Raw genomic sequence first — 15937 nt, 5'->3', positions numbered from 1 at the left:
TTCTTTTCCCTGATTCATTTTGCCGCGTGCGCCCCGGCGACGGGCCGCGCTATGGAGATTGCTATGTCATCACAACGTGAAATTCGTCTTAACGCTTTCGATATGAACTGCGTCGGCCATCAGTCGCCGGGCCTGTGGGCGCATCCCCGGGATCGCTCCTGGCAGTATAAAGATCTGGAGTACTGGGTGGATCTGGCGCGACTGCTGGAGCGCGGCAAGTTCGACGGACTGTTTATCGCTGACGTGCTTGGCGTCTACGACGTGCTGAACGGCAGCGGCGACGCGGCGATCCGCCAGGCGACGCAGGTCCCGGTCAACGATCCGCTGGCCCTGATCACCCCGATGGCGCTGGTGACGGAGCATCTGGGCTTCGGCCTGACCGCTTCGCTGTCGTTTGAGCATCCTTATCCCTTCGCCCGTCGTCTGTCGACGCTCGACCATCTGACCAAAGGGCGGGTGGGCTGGAACATCGTCACCTCCTATCTGGAGAGCGGGGCGCGCAATATCGGCCAGCAAACCCAGACCGACCACGACACCCGCTATGACTATGCCGATGAGTATTTGCAGGTGATCTACAAACTGCTGGAGGGAAGCTGGGAGGACGGGGCGGTGCTGCGCGACAGAGAGCGCAAGATCTTCAGCGATCCGCGGAAAATCCATCCCATAAACCATCAGGGACAGTTCTTTTCCGTGCCGGGTATCCACCTCTGCGAGCCATCCCCGCAGCGCACGCCGGTGCTCTATCAGGCGGGAGCGTCCAGCCGCGGCAAACAGTTCGCCGCCGGCCATGCTGAATGCGTCTTCGTGGCTGCGCCGTCGAAGGTGCTGCTGAAGAAGACGGTGGCGGATATTCGCCGCCGGGCGGCTGAGGCGGGGCGCGATCCGCACAGCATTCTGATCTTTAACCTGCAGACGGTGATTGTCGGCGACACCGACCGCGAGGCGCAGGCGAAGTGGCAGGAATATAAGCAGTACGTCAGCTATGAAGGCGCGCTGGCGCTGCTCTCCGGCTGGACGGGGATCGATTTCGGCCAGTATCAGCCGGATCAGGTGCTGAAGTACCTGCACACCAACGCTATTCAGTCGGCGGTGGAGGCCTTTTCCACTGCGGACCCGAACCGGCAGTGGACGGTGCAGGCCCTGGCCGATTGGGCCGGTATCGGCGGCTTCGGCCCGCTGGTGGTCGGCAGCGCGCAAACCGTGGCCGACGAACTGCAGTCCTGGGTCGAAGAGACGGACGTCGATGGCTTTAACCTCGCCTATGCCGTCACTCACGAAACCTTCCGCGACGTCGTCGAGCTGCTGGTGCCTGAGCTGCAAAAGCGCGGCGTCTTTAAGCAAGAGTACCGCGAGGGGACCCTGCGCGAAAAACTGTTCGGCGCCGGTCCGCGTCTGGCCGCGCCTCACCCCGGTGTCAGCTACCGTCGCGATGCGCGCACGGCGGCCTCGGTAGAGGAGAAGGTGACATGATTGCTATCGATGACCTGCATAAAAGCTACCGCACGGCGGATGGCCGGCTCAGCGCGGTGCTAAAAGGGTTGTCGCTGCAGGTACCTGAACGCTCCATCACCGCGGTGGTGGGGCCGAGCGGCGCCGGTAAATCAACTCTCGCGCGCTGCATCAGCCTGCTGGAGCGCCCGGACAGCGGCAGCATTCGTATCAACGGCCAGGATCTGTCGGCGCTGTCCGGCGAGGCGCTGCGCCGGGAGCGGCGGGCGATTGGCACCGTTTTCCAGTCCTCCGCACTGCTGAGCCGCCGGACCGCCTGGCAGAATGTCGCCCTGCCGCTGGCGTGGCTTGGCGTGGTGGAGCGCGATATCAAGGCGCGGGTTGGCGAGCTGCTGGAGAGCGTCGGCCTGAGCCACAAAGCGGATGCCTGGCCGTCCCAGCTCTCGGGCGGCCAGCGCCAGCGGATCGGCATTGCCCGCGCGCTGGCGCTGCGCCCGTCGGTTCTGCTGGCGGATGAAGCCACCTCCGGGCTCGATCCTCAGGCCACGGCCTCGGTGCTGGCCCTGCTCAAGCGACTGCGCGACGAGTATCAGCTGGCGATCGTCCTGATCACCCATGAAATGGACGCCGTGCGCACGGCGGCGGATGCGGTGGCGGAGATCCGCGACGGGACGATCGTCCAGTACGGGCGGATCGAAGATCTGCTGGCGCGTCCCGATTCTCTGCTTGGCCAGCAGCTGTTGCCGCTGACGCCGGCGGCAGCGGCCCACAGCGATCTGCTGCTGCGTCTGAGCTACCGCTGGGATGTACCGGTGGCTACCGACTGGATCAGCCGCCTGAGCCAGCAGTGGGCGCTGCAGATCGATCTCCTTGGCGGCCACGTCGAGGTGATTAACGGTAGGCTGGCCGGTCGCCTGCAGGCCGGAGTGCGCTTTCAGGGCGAACGCCTGTCGCCCGCGCGACTGCAGGACCTGTTGGCGCAGCTCGGCATGACGGCGGAGATCCTCGACAGCGCGCCGTTGCTCAGGGAGGCGGTATGAAACCGACAGTCATCAGCCAGGACACCCCCTGGGGCGAAATTCCTTCGCTGCTGCTCCCCGCCTATGGCGAAACCTGGCTGATGGTGGCCATTGTCATGCTGTTTGTCGTCACTCTGGGAGGACTGGTGGGGGTAGTGTTGTTTAACGCCTCGCCGCGGGGATTATTTCCGCACGCGTTGCTGTACCGGCTATTGAACTGGGTGGTCAACATGGGACGTTCGCTGCCGTTTCTGGTGCTGATGGCCGCCATTATCCCGTTCACTTACTGGCTGACCGGAACCACGATTGGCATCCCCGCCGCGGTGGTGCCGATGATTGCCGCCGGCGTCCCGTTCTTTGGCCGTCTGGTGGAGAACGCGCTGCGCGAGCTGCCGGCGGAGGTCACCGCGGTGGGCGTCGTTTGCGGCGGGTCGCGCTGGCAAATCATTGCCAGCGCGCAGCTCAGTGAAGCCTTGCCCGCGCTGGTGGCGGCGGTGACGCTAAATCTGGTCTCGATGATTGAGTATTCGGCTATCGCCGGGACCATCGGCGCCGGGGGCATCGGCTACCTGGCCGTGGTGTACGGCTATCAGCGCTTCGACAACCACATCATGATCGCGACAATCGTTGCCCTGATCGCCACGATCCAGTTGATTCAATTTTTGGGTGACCGCCTGGTCAACCGTTTACGCCACACGCAGGGGAACCTTGTATGACAACAGAGCAATTTGAGTTACGTAAAGCACGGCGCTGGCCCTGGCTGGCGGCGCTGGCGGTGATTATCCTGCTCGCCATCGCTTTCTGGTGGTGGCGGGGGCATACCCAAAGCCAGCAGGTGGTCTTCGGCAGCACGTTAAAAATTCACTACGAGCCGGCGATGGCCGGCGAGCAGCGGATCATTGAGTATATTAATCAGCATATTGCGCCCGATTACGGCCTGAAGCTGGAGGCGGTGGGGGTGCAGGATCCGGTACAAGCTGACCGCGCGGTAGCGGAAGGACAGTATGCCGGGACGATCTATCAGCATCAGTGGTGGCTCAAGCAGGTGGTGGACGCCAACGGCTTTGCGTTGTCGACTACGGTGCCGGTGTTCCAGTGGGCGTTCGGCATCTATTCCGACCGCTTCTCGTCGGTACAGGCGTTGCCCAATGGCGCGACCATCGTCGTGCCTGACGACGGCGCCAATCAGGGGCAGGCTCTGTGGCTGCTGCAGCGCATTGGGTTGATCTCACTCGACCCGGCGGTGGAGCCGCGCACGGCGAAGCTGAAAAATATTGTCGGCAACCCGCATCAGTTTGTCTTTAAAGAGCTGGATCTGCTGACCATGCCGCGGGCGTTAAATTCGGTGGATGCCGCCATCGGCTATGTCTCGCAATTTGACGCCGGGAAAGTACCGCGTGAGAAAGGCATATTATTCCCGCCGGCGCCGCGTACCTTTGCTTCGCAATTAGTGATTGGTACGCCGTATTTATCGCAGGAAAATATCGTCAAATTAAAACAGGCTTTTTCTGACCCGCGGATCCAGACGTGGTTAAAAACCACCGATGACCCGCTGGTAAAAGATGTATTAGTTCCGGTATCGGCGGAATAATCGTCCTGCACGACGTCTATTTTCGTTGTTATTTATTTCCCTTGAGGATGCGCGAAAGCGCGTCCTTTTTGTGCTGGTGTTTTAAATTAACTTATTGATTATGTTGATTTTAATAGCATGATTTGTTGTTTTGATTGTCGCCGCTCGAGGTTTATAACCGCTGATGACCTGCACAAAATAATAAGGTGAAAAAATGAGTACATTACCAGTGGATAATCCCGGTATCGCTTCGGTACCGGTCAGTAGCGTCGGGGATGTGGCGCGGCTAATTAATTCCGGCAGGGAACAGGCGAAATATGCGCGGATGATTGTGTTCCTCGCGCTGGGCGGCGTTTTTCTCGACGCCTATGACTTAACCACGCTCTCTTACGGTATTGATGACGTCGTGCGTGAATTTCAGCTCTCGCCGCTGCTGACCGGCCTGGTGACCTCCTCCATTATGGTCGGGACCATCGTCGGCAATATCATCGGCGGTTGGCTGACCGATAAATATGGTCGCTATTCGGTGTTTATGGCCGATATGTTCTTTTTTGTTATTTCGGCTATCGCCGCCGGGCTGGCGCCGAACGTCTGGGTGTTGATTGGCGCCCGCTTCCTGATGGGCATCGGCGTCGGCATCGACCTGCCGGTGGCGATGTCCTATCTGGCCGAGTTTTCCCGCTTTGCCGGCAAAGGCAACAAAGCGGCTCGCCTCGCGGCGTGGTGCCCGATGTGGTACGCCGCCTCAACCGTCTGCTTTCTCATTATCTTCGGCCTCTATTTCCTGCTGCCGCAGGAGCATCTTGACTGGCTATGGCGCGCCTCCCTGCTGTTCGGCGCCGTGCCGGCACTGCTGATTATTGCCGTCCGCAGCCGGTTTATGAACGAATCCCCGCTGTGGGCCGCGAACCAGGGCGATCTGACCTCCGCGGTGCGCATCTTACGCGACTCCTGGGGGATCCATGCCCATGAGGTCCCGGCGGCGAAGCCGGCGCCGAAAGTGAGCTTCCGCGTGCTGTTCGAAAAACCTTACCGCGAGCGGACTATCGTCGCCGGGGTGATGAATATCTGTATCTCCTTCGAGTACACGGCGATTGCCTTTTTCCTGCCGTCAATTCTTGCCCAGTTCCTCGGGGCTGGCGTCTTCGAAACCATTTCGGCATCACTGGGGCTGAACGCCCTGTTCGCCTTTACCGGCGGGCTGCTTGGTATGCATCTGGCGTGGAAATATCCTTCGCGTCATGTGGCGATAGCCGGCTTCGCCCTGCAGTTCGCGGCGCTGATTGTGCTGGCGCTGGTGGGGCAACCGCACGCGACGGCAGGCATCGTGTTGGCCATCGCAATGCTGGGGCTGTGGCTGTTCGCCGAAGGGTTTGGCCCGGGTGCACAGCTGATGATCTACCCGGCGCTCTCCTATCCCACCGCCATTCGCGCCACCGGGGTCGGCTTCAGCCGGGCGCTCTCCGGGATCGGCAGCGCGCTGGCGCTGTTTATTCTGCCGCTGCTGCAGGCCTCGCTCGGCACGAAGATGTTCTGGGTGGTCTCGCTTGCCGCCATTATTCCTATTTTCTTCCTGCTGGCGGTCCGTCATGAACCGACGCGAGAAGATATTGACGCAATCAATGAATAAGGAACCGACAATGACCTTGCTCTCCACAGGCACCGATTATGACGCGCTGGCAGCCGCCTTCCGCCCGATTTTCACCCGCATCGCCCAGGGCGCCGCGGAGCGCGAACAGCAGCGCATTCTGCCAGAGGAGCCGATCCGCTGGCTAAAGGAGGCGGGCTTCGGCACGTTGCGTATTCCTCGTGAGAAGGGCGGCTGGGGCGCTTCGCTGCCGCAGCTCAGCGCGCTGCTGATTGAGCTGGCGCAAGCGGACTCTAACCTGCCGCAGGCCCTGCGCGCGCACTTTGCCTTTGTGGAAGATCAGCTTAATCAGCCGGATTCCGCCGGGCGCGACCGCTGGTTTCGTCGCTTCCTCGACGGCGAGCTGGTGGGTAGCGGCTGGACGGAGATCGGCGCGGTTAAGCTGGGGGAGGTGAACACCCGGGTGACGCCGGCAGAGGGCGGCTGGCGACTCGACGGCGAGAAGTTCTACAGCACCGGCGCGCTGTACGCCGACTGGATCGATGTGTTTGCCCGGCGCAGTGATACCGGTGGCGATGTGATCGCCCTGGTCAGCACCCAACAGCCCGGCGTGGCGCGGGAAGACGACTGGGATGGCTTTGGCCAGCGGCTGACCGGCAGCGGGACCACCCGCTTCACCGGCGCCCGGGTGGAAGCCGACCACGTCTACGATTTTGCCCAGCGCTTTCGCTATCAAACCGCGTTCTACCAGCATGTGCTGCTGGCGACCCTCGCGGGCATTGGCCTGGCGGTTGAGCGGGATGCCGCACAGGGCGTCAAACACCGCTCCCGGATGTACAGCCACGGCAACGCCGCCGTACCGCGCGATGACGCCCAGGTTCTGCAGGTGGTTGGGCAGATCAGCAGCTGGGCATGGGCGACCCGGGCCGCGGTCCTCCAGGCCGCGGAATCGCTGCAGCAGGCCTATGTGGCGCACGTCAGCGACGACGAAGCGTTGATTGCCCGGCGTAACCAGCTGGCGGAAGTGGAAGCGGCGCAGGCGCAGGTGATCGCCAGCGACTGGATCCCGCGGGCAGCGACGGAGCTGTTCAATGCCCTTGGGGCGTCGGATACGCGAAGCCGACTGGCGCTGGACCGTCACTGGCGTAATGCGCGGACGGTCGCCTCGCATAATCCGGTGATTTACAAGGCGCGCAATATCGGAAACTGGCTGGTGAACGGTGAAGCGCCGACCTTTATCTGGCAGATTGGCAATGGTGAGAAAACGGTGGGGTAAGCCCGTCGGCGACGGGGGGCTATGCCTCCCGCCGCCGGGAAAACTAAGGTTTATCCAGCGACCAGGTGGCGCTGCGCACGTCGACTTTCACCGGCAGCAGGCCGATGCGCGTAAAGGTATCCGCCAGCGCCTGCTGTTCGTTATACACCGCCGGCGTCATGCGTTCGGCGCCGTAGGGCAGGCGGGCCAGGGTCTTCAGTCAGATGGCTTTATCCAGCCCGGTTGAGGTCGACAGGAGGCCAGCGGCCTCGTCCTGATGGCTGTTCGCCCACGCGCTGAGTTTACCCAGCTCATCCACCACCTGTTTTGCCGTCTCCGGGTAGGTATCCGCAAACTTGCGGCTGGCGAGATAGAAGGTGTAGTGCGGTACCAGCCCCTCGGCGTTGCGTATTTGTCGGGCTTTCGCGTTGGTTTCCACTTCCGCGAGGAACGGATCCCAGATCACCCACGCATCAATCGCCCCGCGCTGGAAAGCGGCGCGGGCGTCCGCTGGCGGAAGATAGACCGGGGTGATGTCTTTATAGCTGAGGCCCGCTTTTTCCAGCGCGGCGACCAGCAGGTAGTTGACGTCAGACCCCTTGTTCAGCCCCACGCGCTTACCTTTCAGGTCGGCCACGCTGTGGATTGCCGACTGTTCAGGCACCACAATGGCTTCCGTTTTCGGGTTAGCGGGGGAGTGGGCAAGGTAGACCAGATCGGCTTGCGCCGCCTGGGCAAAGGCCGGAGGCGCATCGCCGGTCGCGGCCAGATCGATACTGCCGACGTTGAGCCCCTCCAGCATTTGCGGCCCGGCGGGGAATTCGACCCAGCGTACGGCAATACCCTGTTTTTTCAGGCTTTCATCCAGGGTGCCGCGATATTTCAGCAGCGCGAAGATGTTCGCCTTTTGATAGCCGATGTTGACGGTCTCCGGCGCTTTGGCCAGCGCGGAGGCGGAAAGGGCGGCGAGGGCCAGCAGCCACGCGGGGCGGAATCGGTTGGACATTGTCTGTTCTCCTTAGCGTTTTGCGTAAGGTAACAAACAGCGCTTATAACCATTAAATAACTAAATTTTAATTGATATAACAAAAATGGGGGAGAGAGCCCGCCGCGGCGACGCGCGGCGGGCCAGCAGGTTAATCGCAGGCGACAATCTTCATCGCCAGCCCCCCGCGAGAGGTTTCCCGGTACTTGGCGTTCATGTCTTTGCCGGTTTCGTACATGGTCTCAATGACTTTATCGAGGCAGACGCGCGGCTCGCTGGTCCGGCGCAGCGCCATTCGCGCGGCGTTGACCGCTTTCACGGCGGCGATAGCGTTGCGTTCGATGCACGGCACCTGCACCTGGCCGGCGACAGGGTCGCAGGTCAGACCGAGGTTATGCTCCATGGCGATCTCTGCCGCGATGCACACCTGGCCCGGGCTGCCGCCCAGCAGTTCAGCCAGACCGGCCGCCGCCATCGAGCAGGCGACGCCCACTTCACCCTGACAGCCCACTTCGGCGCCGGAGATCGAGGCGTTCATCTTATAGAGCGAACCAATCGCGCTGGCCACCAGCATATAGCGCGCCAGGGAGTTGCTGTTCACCTTGCGGATAAACTTGTCGTAATAGGCCAGTACTGCCGGCACGATACCGCAGGCGCCGTTGGTCGGCGCCGTCACCACCCGGCCGCCGGCGGCGTTCTCTTCGTTCACTGCGAGGGCGAACATATTGATCCAGTCGACCACCGCCATCGGGTCGCTGTTGGTGGTGTCCTGGCTCACCAGCATGCGGCGCAGCGCGGCAGCCCGGCGCGGAACGCGCAGTTTGCCCGGCAGGACGCCTTCGGTGGTGATGCCGCGCTCAATACCGGCGCTCATCACTTCCCACACCGCGGCGAAGTGTTGCTCCAGCGCCTCTTTACTGTGCAGCGCCAGTTCGTTCTGCATCATCAGGCCGGAGAGCGACAGCCCGGTTTCGCGGCAGTGACGCTGCAGGTCGGCGGCGTTTTTATAAGGATAAGGGACGGCCACCGGCGCGTCGGTGGTCTGGCCGAAGTGCGCTTCATCGACGATAAAGCCGCCGCCGATGGAGTAGTACGTCTGGCTGTAGAGCGCCTGGTCGCCGGCCAGGGCGGTGATGCGCATGCCGTTCTCATGCAGCGACAGGTTGTCGGCATGGAAATTCATGCACTGATCGACCGGGAAGTCCACTTCGTGCTGGCCGTTGGCCAGCATCAGGCGACCATGGGTGTTAACGTCCTGAATAAAGCCAGGGATAGCGTCGATGTCGACGGTGTCCGGCAGGTTGCCGGCGAGCCCCATGATAATCGCGATATCGGTATGGTGGCCTTTACCGGTCAGGGAGAGGGAGCCGTAGACGTCGACGACCACTTTGGTCACCTCGGCCAGCAGGCCGCGCGCGATCAGGTCGTCAGTGAATTGTTTGCCCGCTTTCATCGGTCCAACGGTATGGGAGCTGGAAGGGCCAATGCCGATTTTAAAGATATCGAATACGCTGATCATATGTATTCCCGTGCTGTCGGAAAGCGCGCCGCCGTTCAGCGGCGCGGGGGGAGGTGTTGACTGAATTAGCTGAACAGCGAGTAGAAGATCGCGGAGATGGCAATCAGACCCATAATCACCACGAAGACGTTGCTGACGTGGCCGCTGTATTTACGCATCGCCGGCACTTTCTGAATCGCGTACATCGGCATCAGGAACAGGATCATCGCGATAATCGGGCCGCCAAGGGTCTCGATCATGCCGAGGATGCTCGGGTTCAGCGTCGCGACAATCCAGGTGGTCACCAGCATGAACAGCGCGGTCAGCTTGTTCAGTTTGTTGATTTCGATAGATTTGCCTTTACCGCGCAGGGACTTAATCACCATGCCGTTAAAGCCTTCGCGGGCGCCAAGGTAGTGGCCGAGGAAGGATTTGGTGATGGCGATCATCGCGATGATCGGCGCCATCCAGGCAATGATTGGCGCGTTAAAGTGGTTCGCCAGGTAAGACAGAATCGAGATGTTCTGCTCTTTCGCCGCCGCCAGGTCTGCCGGAGAGAGGCTCAGGACGCAGCTGAAGACGAAGAACATCACGGTCAGCACCATCATGATATGAGCGCGAGCCAGGATGCTTGAGCATTTTTTCTCGGCGCCTTCGCCGTACTCTTCACGCTTGGCAACCGCGAAGGAGGAGATGATCGGCGAGTGGTTGAAAGAGAAGACCATGACCGGGATCGCCAGCCACAGGGTCATCAGCAGGCCGTTGCCGGTGACGGAGGCGCCGCTCAGGGAGAGGGTCTCCAGCGCCGCGCCGTTCCACTGCGGGATCAGGTACAGCGCCAGAATCATCAGGGCGATTACGAACGGAAACACCAGAATGCTCATCGCTTTCACGATCATCTGCTCGCCGAAACGCACGATGGTCATCATACCGACGATCAGGATCAGCGACAGAATCGCACGCGGCGGCGGCGTCATGTGCAGCTGGTGCGCCATGAAGCTTTCGACGGTATTGGTGATCGCCACGCTGTAGACCAACAGGATTGGGTAGATAGCGAAGAAGTAGAGCAGGGTAATCAGCTTACCTGCGCCTACGCCGAAGTGTTCTTCAACCACTTCAGTGATGTCTTCGCCCGGGTTTTTGCCGGAGAGCACGAAGCGGGTCATACCGCGGTGGGCGAAGAAGGTCATCGGGAAGGCCAGAATCGCCATGATAATCAGGGGGATCATGCCGCCGACGCCGGCGTTGATCGGCAGGAACAAGACGCCCGCGCCGATCGCTGTACCGTACAGGCCCAGCATCCACATGGTGTCGGTTTTACGCCATCCGCTGCGGGTTTCGCCCGAAACGATGGTGCTGGTTTGAGTGGTTTCCATCTGTATCTCCTGGAGGAATCAACAAAATCTAATGAACAAATACAATTGCGTAACACGAAATTCGTTTAATTACGGTTTTTTTAGAAATTTTCTCCGTAATAATTGGGCCGGAAAGATACATTTATATGGTTTATGCATCAGTGATCGCGATCTCAAATGCAATAATCCACTTTCAATGTGCGTATTTTTAGTCCAACAGCCTGTTTCTGGTGATCAGCCAGCGATTTGTGGCGCGCAGGCTACCATTTGCAGCATATGAGATAAAAGCTGGGGGGCGTAATAACGAGGGATTTACTGTAAAAAAGAGAAGTGGTCGACGTTTTAGCGCTTAAAACCATTTTTTGCAGTGATAATTGTCGCAGTTTTTACCAACGCAAACGATTGGCTATGTAAAAATAATTTAGCTGTTTGATGAGTAACAGAAAGTTTTTTAGCGCGTTTTGGAAGTCAGAGAAAGCGTGCCCGCCGGGGCAACAGGCGCTGCCCCGGCGGGACGGAAATCAGGCGATGATTTCGTAGCAGGGAATATAGGCGGTGCCGCCCGGGAGCTTCATGCGGTGCTGGGCGACGAAGCCCTGCAGCAGATCGTCCATGCGGCGCATCATCTCCGGGTCGCCGTGCAGCTTATAAGGACCGTACTGCTCGATGGCCTGGATGCCCACCTCTTTGACGTTACCCGCGACAATGCCGGAGAAGGCGCGGCGCAGGTCGGCGGCCAGCACTTCCACCGGCTGGTCCGGGGAGAGTTTGAGGTTGGCCATGTTTTCATGGGTTGGATCAAACGGCATCTGCAGGTCCGGCGAGATACGAATCGACCAGTTGAAGCTGTAGGCGTCGTCGGTCTCGCGACGGCTCTCTTTCACCAGCGGCATCGCTTTTTTCATCTGCCGCGCCACTTCCGCCGGGTCGTCGATGATGATCCGGTAGTGGCGACGGGCGGATTCGCCCAGCGTATGGGTGATAAATTCGTCCAGCACGCGGAAGTAGTCAGCGCTCTCTTTCGGTCCGGTGAGGATCAGCGGCAGCACCTGCGCTTTGTTATCCGGATGCATCAGAATACCCAGCAGGTAAAGCAGCTCTTCGGCGGTGCCGACGCCGCCCGGGAAGATGATGATCCCGTGGGCGATGCGCACGAAGGCCTCCAGACGCTTTTCGATGTCCGGCATGATGATCAGTTCATTGACCAGCGGGTTTGGCGGTTCCGCGGCGATAATGGACGGTTCGGTCATGCCGATAAAGCGGCTGTCTTTGTAGCGCTGCTGCGCGTGGCCGACGGCGGCGCCTTTCATCGGCGCTTCCATCGCGCCAGGCCCGCAGCCGGTGCAGATATTGAGTTCCCGCAGTCCCAGCTGCGTACCGACGCGGCGGGCGTAGAGGTATTCGTTTTCGTTGATCGAATGGCCGCCCCAACAAACGATCATGTTCGGCGCTTCGCCGACGTGCAGCGCGCGGGCGTTGCGCAGGATCGAGAACACCAGGTTGGTGATATGGACCGAACTTTCGAGATCGAGGTTCGGGAAGCGAACGGTATTGTGGATCTGGCCGTACACGAACAGGATATCGCGCAGCACGGCAAACAGGTTGGCCTGCAGGGAACGAATAATGCGCCCGTCAACGAAGGCCTCTTCCGGCGGGTTGATCAGTTCCAGCTTCACGCCGCGTTCGCGACGCAGCACGTTAATATCGAAATTTTCAAAACGGGACAGAAGCTCCTTGCTGTTATCGGTCAGGCTCCCCGAGTTGAGCACAGCAAGCGAGCAGTTGCGAAAGAGTTGATACAGATCGCTGCTGGCGGTGCGCTTAAGCATATCCACTTCCAGCTGCGACAGCATATCCATTGAACCAAGCGGGCTAACATGTGTAATCAAGTGAACTCCTTACAGGACGCTTATGGTCTTCCTGTGATTACAATAGCCCTGCGAGCGGCGTTTCCACAACCTTGCGCGCGTCTAAACGCACGCAAATTGTGAAAATGTTTATTATTGTCGGGCAAGGCGGCCGGTGGCAGGGGAAAAGTCGCCGTTGCTGCGCCAGGGGTTGATATCCAGACCGCCGCGTCGCGTATAGCGGGCGTAAACGGAAAGCGATTCCGGCTGGCAGAAACGGAGAATATCGTTAAAGATGCGCTCGACGCACTGCTCATGGAATTCGTTATGGTGGCGGAACGAGACCAGATAGCGCAGGAGCTGCTCGCGGTCGATTTTCGCCCCACGATACTGGATCTGCACCGAGCCCCAGTCCGGCTGGTGGGTGATCAGGCAGTTGGACTTCAGCAGATGGCTGACCAGCGTCTCTTCCACGATTTTGCCGCTGGCGGCGCCCTGCAGGTAGTCGGCGCTGAACTGATAGTTATCGATCTCGATATCCTGATCGTCGATGCAGGCGCCGTGGAGGTGAGCAATCGGCTGGCCTTCCAGTTCATCCAGCCGATACAGCGAGACCTTGACCTCGCCCTGGGCGCAGGCGCTCAGATCGCGGGTCAGCGTCTCTTCAACCTCCTGCCAGCTGGCGAAACGCGTCTGGTTAAAGCTGTTGAGATAAAGCTTAAAGCTTTTTGACTCCACCAGATTAACGCTGGTGTCGGGCAGTTCGACGTGGCCGACGGCCACCTGCGGCAGGCCTTTGCCGTTCAGCCAGGAGAGTTCGTACAGCGTCCAGATATCGGCGCCGTGAAACGGCAGGTTGTCGGCATGCAGGCCAAGCGGGTCGCGGTTAAGGCTGCGCGGAACGCCCTGCAGCAGCGAGGCGTCATAGGTATCGCGGTAATCGGTTGATTTACCGAGCGTCAGGCCGGCCAGCGCCTGATGATTATCGTAAGAAGACATGTTTCACCATAGTAAAGCGGGTACACTATGACCCCAGTGTATCCTGTCTAACATGAAGAGAGAAACCGGTGGACCATCAGACCGCAGAAGCGCTGCATGCTTTTACCCAACGTTATTGCGCCGCCTGGCAGCAGCAGCGCCACAGCCTGCCGCGCAGTGAAGAGCTTTATGGCGTCCCGTCGCCTTGCGTCGTCGACACCCAGGGCGAGGCCGTGTTCTGGCAGCCGCAGCCGTTTTCGCTGGCGCAAAATATCAGCGCGGTTGAACGCGCCCTGGATATTGTGGTACAACAGCCGCTTCATTCTTATTATACCACTCAGTTTGCCGGCGATATGACCGGCCGGTTTGCCGGCGAAACGCTAACGCTGCTGCAGACCTGGAGTGAAGAGGATTTTCAGCGGGTGCAGGAAAACCTCATCGGGCATCTGGTGGTGCAGAAGCGGCTGAAGCTGGCGCCGACGCTGTTTATCGCCACCCTCGAGAGTGAACTGGATGTCATTTCCGTCTGTAATCTCAGCGGTGAAGTCGTCAAAGAGACCCTCGGCACCGCCAAACGCATCACCCTTTCCCCCTCGCTTGCGGGTTTCCTCAACCAGCTTGAGCCGGTTCTGTAATCCAGTCTGCCTGGTCATTTGTGAGAGATCTCTTACAAAACCTGTAAGAGATCATCATCATTTAAGGCAAATTTAATCCAATCTTTTTTTGTTAACTTATTGGTATTAAATTGGATTTTTATTTTTTCGTCCTTTTGAGTGGGGACTAATCTTAAGAGATTGTCTCAAGAAGGGTTGTAAGAAGAGGCAGAATCAGTGATCCTATGTCTGTCGACAGGAAGTCGCGAAATGAAGCGAACATCAGGATGATGGCGCTTCTGCAGGACCCGCCAGGATGGCGTTGCAAGGACAGGCTTCAGGATGAAGCAAGGATAACGCAGGATCGCGTAATGGACACCTCCAGGATGGAGAATGAGAGCCGCTCAGGATGAACGGTGGATCTGGAAGATCGGGACAAACTTAAGGATAAGTCATTTCGCATCGGGGTGGTGTGAAAGCAGGATGCACGAGTTTATGGATGAACATGGTCAGGAGACCTCAGGAAAAGTTTTCAAGGACGAGCAGGGAGCACCAATGTAGCGGGAATGCTGCAAAACGAACCGGGAGCACTGTTTATACAGTGCTCCCTTTTTTTATTTCTCCTGCGGATTTGCTATCCTGCGCCCGGTTTTTAACTCATCGAGGTTTCCCCCATGACTCTTGACGATAGCGTGCGCGATCGCCTGCGCGCCATTGAAGCCCTGCTGCGCGAAACAGAGCACTGGCAGGAGACGGCGCCGGACAGCAGCGCCTTCGCCAGCGATAAGCCGTTTTGCCTGGATACTCTGGAGCCGCTGGAGTGGCTGCAGTGGGTCCTGATCCCGCGTATGCATCAGCTGCTGGAGAGCGGCCAGCCGCTGCCGCAAAATTTCGCCGTTACGCCGTATTACGAAATGGCGCTGGATCAAGCCCACCCGGTTCGCGAATCCATGCTGGCGGAGCTGCTGCTGCTGGACGCGCTGTTTGCCGGTGAGCAGGCCTGATGCTGGAGATAATCTACCAGGACGACTGGCTGGTGGCGGTCAACAAACCGTCGGGCTGGCTGGTGCATCGCAGCTGGCTCGATCGCGATGAGAAAGTGGTGGTGATGCAGACCGTGCGCGACCAGATCGGCCAGCACGTTTTTACCGCCCATCGCCTCGACCGGCCCACCTCCGGCGTCCTGCTCATGGGACTGTCAAGCGAGGCGGGTCGCCTGCTGGCGCAGCAGTTCGAGCAGCATCAGATCCAGAAGCGCTACCATGCGATCGTCCGCGGCTGGCTGATGGAAGAGGCGCTGCTCGATTATCCGCTGGTGGAAGAGCTGGATAAAATCGCCGATAAGTTCGCCCGCGAAGACAAAGGGCCGCAGCCGGCGGTGACCCATTACCGTGGTCTGGCGACGGTGGAGATGCCGGTGGCGACCGGGCGTTATCCCACCACCCGCTACGGGCTGGTGGAACTGGAGCCGAAAACCGGCCGCAAGCACCAGCTGCGCCGCCATCTGGCCCACCTGCGTCATCCGATCCTCGGCGACAGCAAGCACGGCGATCTGCGGCAAAACCGCAGCGCCGCGGAGCATTTCGACTGTCACCGCCTGATGCTGCACGCCAGCGAACTGTCGTTAACCCATCCCTTTACCGGTGAGCCGCTGACCCTGCGCGCCGGTTTTGACGACGTCTGGATGCGTGCGCTGTCGCAGTTTGGCTGGCGCGGGCTTCTCCCGCTAAATGAAAGGGTTGAGTTTGCCGACGACTGCGGTCAGGATGAAGAGAATAAGGTCAATCCAGGGAGATAATA

At 59.7% G+C, this 15937-nt stretch carries 13 protein-coding genes and 1 pseudogene; 9 read left to right on the top strand and 5 right to left on the bottom strand.

Translation table 11 applies throughout. The features are described from left to right. Positions 1-63 precede the first annotated feature (63 nt). The 6 genes from ACOI7D_RS12420 to ACOI7D_RS12395 all read left to right on the top strand — a co-directional run bounded on the left by ACOI7D_RS12420 (position 64) and on the right by ACOI7D_RS12395 (position 6902). Positions 64-1470: an LLM class flavin-dependent oxidoreductase gene (locus ACOI7D_RS12420; RefSeq protein WP_023290849.1), complete on the top strand. Its 1407-nt coding sequence runs from the start codon at positions 64-66 to the stop codon at positions 1468-1470. Further along, positions 1467-2489: a methionine ABC transporter ATP-binding protein gene (locus ACOI7D_RS12415; RefSeq protein WP_064155026.1), complete on the top strand. Its 1023-nt coding sequence runs from the start codon at positions 1467-1469 to the stop codon at positions 2487-2489. Before ACOI7D_RS12420 ends, ACOI7D_RS12415 begins: the two co-directional genes overlap by 4 nt. Then, positions 2486-3184 carry a methionine ABC transporter permease gene (locus ACOI7D_RS12410; RefSeq protein ID WP_008806263.1) on the top strand — a complete coding sequence of 233 codons (699 nt, stop codon included), beginning with the start codon at positions 2486-2488 and terminating at the stop codon, positions 3182-3184. Before ACOI7D_RS12415 ends, ACOI7D_RS12410 begins: the two co-directional genes overlap by 4 nt. Further along, on the top strand, positions 3181-4059 hold the full coding sequence (locus ACOI7D_RS12405) for a MetQ/NlpA family ABC transporter substrate-binding protein (protein WP_023290846.1): 879 nt from the start codon (positions 3181-3183) through the stop codon (positions 4057-4059). The genes ACOI7D_RS12410 and ACOI7D_RS12405 overlap by 4 nt, the downstream gene beginning before the upstream one ends. 193 nt (positions 4060-4252) lie before the next feature. Then, positions 4253-5668: an MFS transporter gene (locus tag ACOI7D_RS12400; protein WP_109546995.1), complete on the top strand. Its 1416-nt coding sequence runs from the start codon at positions 4253-4255 to the stop codon at positions 5666-5668. A 10-nt stretch (positions 5669-5678) separates the two neighbouring features. After that, positions 5679-6902 carry an acyl-CoA dehydrogenase family protein gene (locus ACOI7D_RS12395; protein ID WP_109546996.1) on the top strand — a complete coding sequence of 408 codons (1224 nt, stop codon included), beginning with the start codon at positions 5679-5681 and terminating at the stop codon, positions 6900-6902. A gap of 43 nt (positions 6903-6945) precedes the next feature. On the opposite strand, the pseudogene ACOI7D_RS12390 reads toward ACOI7D_RS12395, so the two are convergent. The 5 genes and pseudogenes from ACOI7D_RS12390 to queF all read right to left on the bottom strand — a co-directional run bounded on the left by ACOI7D_RS12390 (position 6946) and on the right by queF (position 13565). Then, positions 6946-7887, bottom strand: a pseudogene (locus ACOI7D_RS12390) (aliphatic sulfonate ABC transporter substrate-binding protein). 130 nt (positions 7888-8017) lie between these two features. Beyond that, entirely contained in the window at positions 8018-9385 is a 1368-nt protein-coding gene (locus tag ACOI7D_RS12385) for an L-serine ammonia-lyase (protein WP_044524543.1), read from the bottom strand. 65 nt (positions 9386-9450) lie between these two features. Continuing rightward, positions 9451-10740 (bottom strand): HAAAP family serine/threonine permease, encoded by a 1290-nt coding sequence (locus tag ACOI7D_RS12380; protein ID WP_023290841.1) that lies wholly within the window; start codon positions 10738-10740, stop codon positions 9451-9453. Positions 10741-11240: 500 nt separating this feature from the next. After that, positions 11241-12608 (bottom strand): nucleotide 5'-monophosphate nucleosidase PpnN, encoded by a 1368-nt coding sequence (ppnN, locus tag ACOI7D_RS12375; protein WP_023290840.1) that lies wholly within the window; start codon positions 12606-12608, stop codon positions 11241-11243. A gap of 111 nt (positions 12609-12719) precedes the next feature. Then, positions 12720-13565: an NADPH-dependent 7-cyano-7-deazaguanine reductase QueF gene (queF, locus tag ACOI7D_RS12370; protein ID WP_023290839.1), complete on the bottom strand. Its 846-nt coding sequence runs from the start codon at positions 13563-13565 to the stop codon at positions 12720-12722. A gap of 68 nt (positions 13566-13633) precedes the next feature. Here queF and syd point away from each other — a divergent pair, with 68 nt between their 5' ends. The 3 genes from syd to truC all read left to right on the top strand — a co-directional run bounded on the left by syd (position 13634) and on the right by truC (position 15935). Further along, positions 13634-14179 carry a SecY-interacting protein gene (gene syd, locus ACOI7D_RS12365; protein ID WP_023290838.1) on the top strand — a complete coding sequence of 182 codons (546 nt, stop codon included), beginning with the start codon at positions 13634-13636 and terminating at the stop codon, positions 14177-14179. A gap of 632 nt (positions 14180-14811) precedes the next feature. Further along, positions 14812-15141, top strand: a complete 330-nt coding sequence (locus ACOI7D_RS12360; RefSeq protein WP_023290837.1) for a YqcC family protein — start codon at positions 14812-14814, stop codon at positions 15139-15141. Then, entirely contained in the window at positions 15141-15935 is a 795-nt protein-coding gene (truC, locus tag ACOI7D_RS12355; protein WP_109546998.1) for a tRNA pseudouridine(65) synthase TruC, read from the top strand. The genes ACOI7D_RS12360 and truC overlap by 1 nt, the downstream gene beginning before the upstream one ends. Positions 15936-15937: the final 2 nt, after the last annotated feature.

The sequence above is a fragment of the Klebsiella sp. C360 genome (genome assembly GCF_048822415.1).
GTDB classification, from domain to species: domain Bacteria; phylum Pseudomonadota; class Gammaproteobacteria; order Enterobacterales; family Enterobacteriaceae; genus Klebsiella; species Klebsiella quasipneumoniae.
The sequence above is the reverse complement of the archived record's forward strand: the minus strand, read 5'-3'. Positions and strand labels throughout refer to the sequence as shown.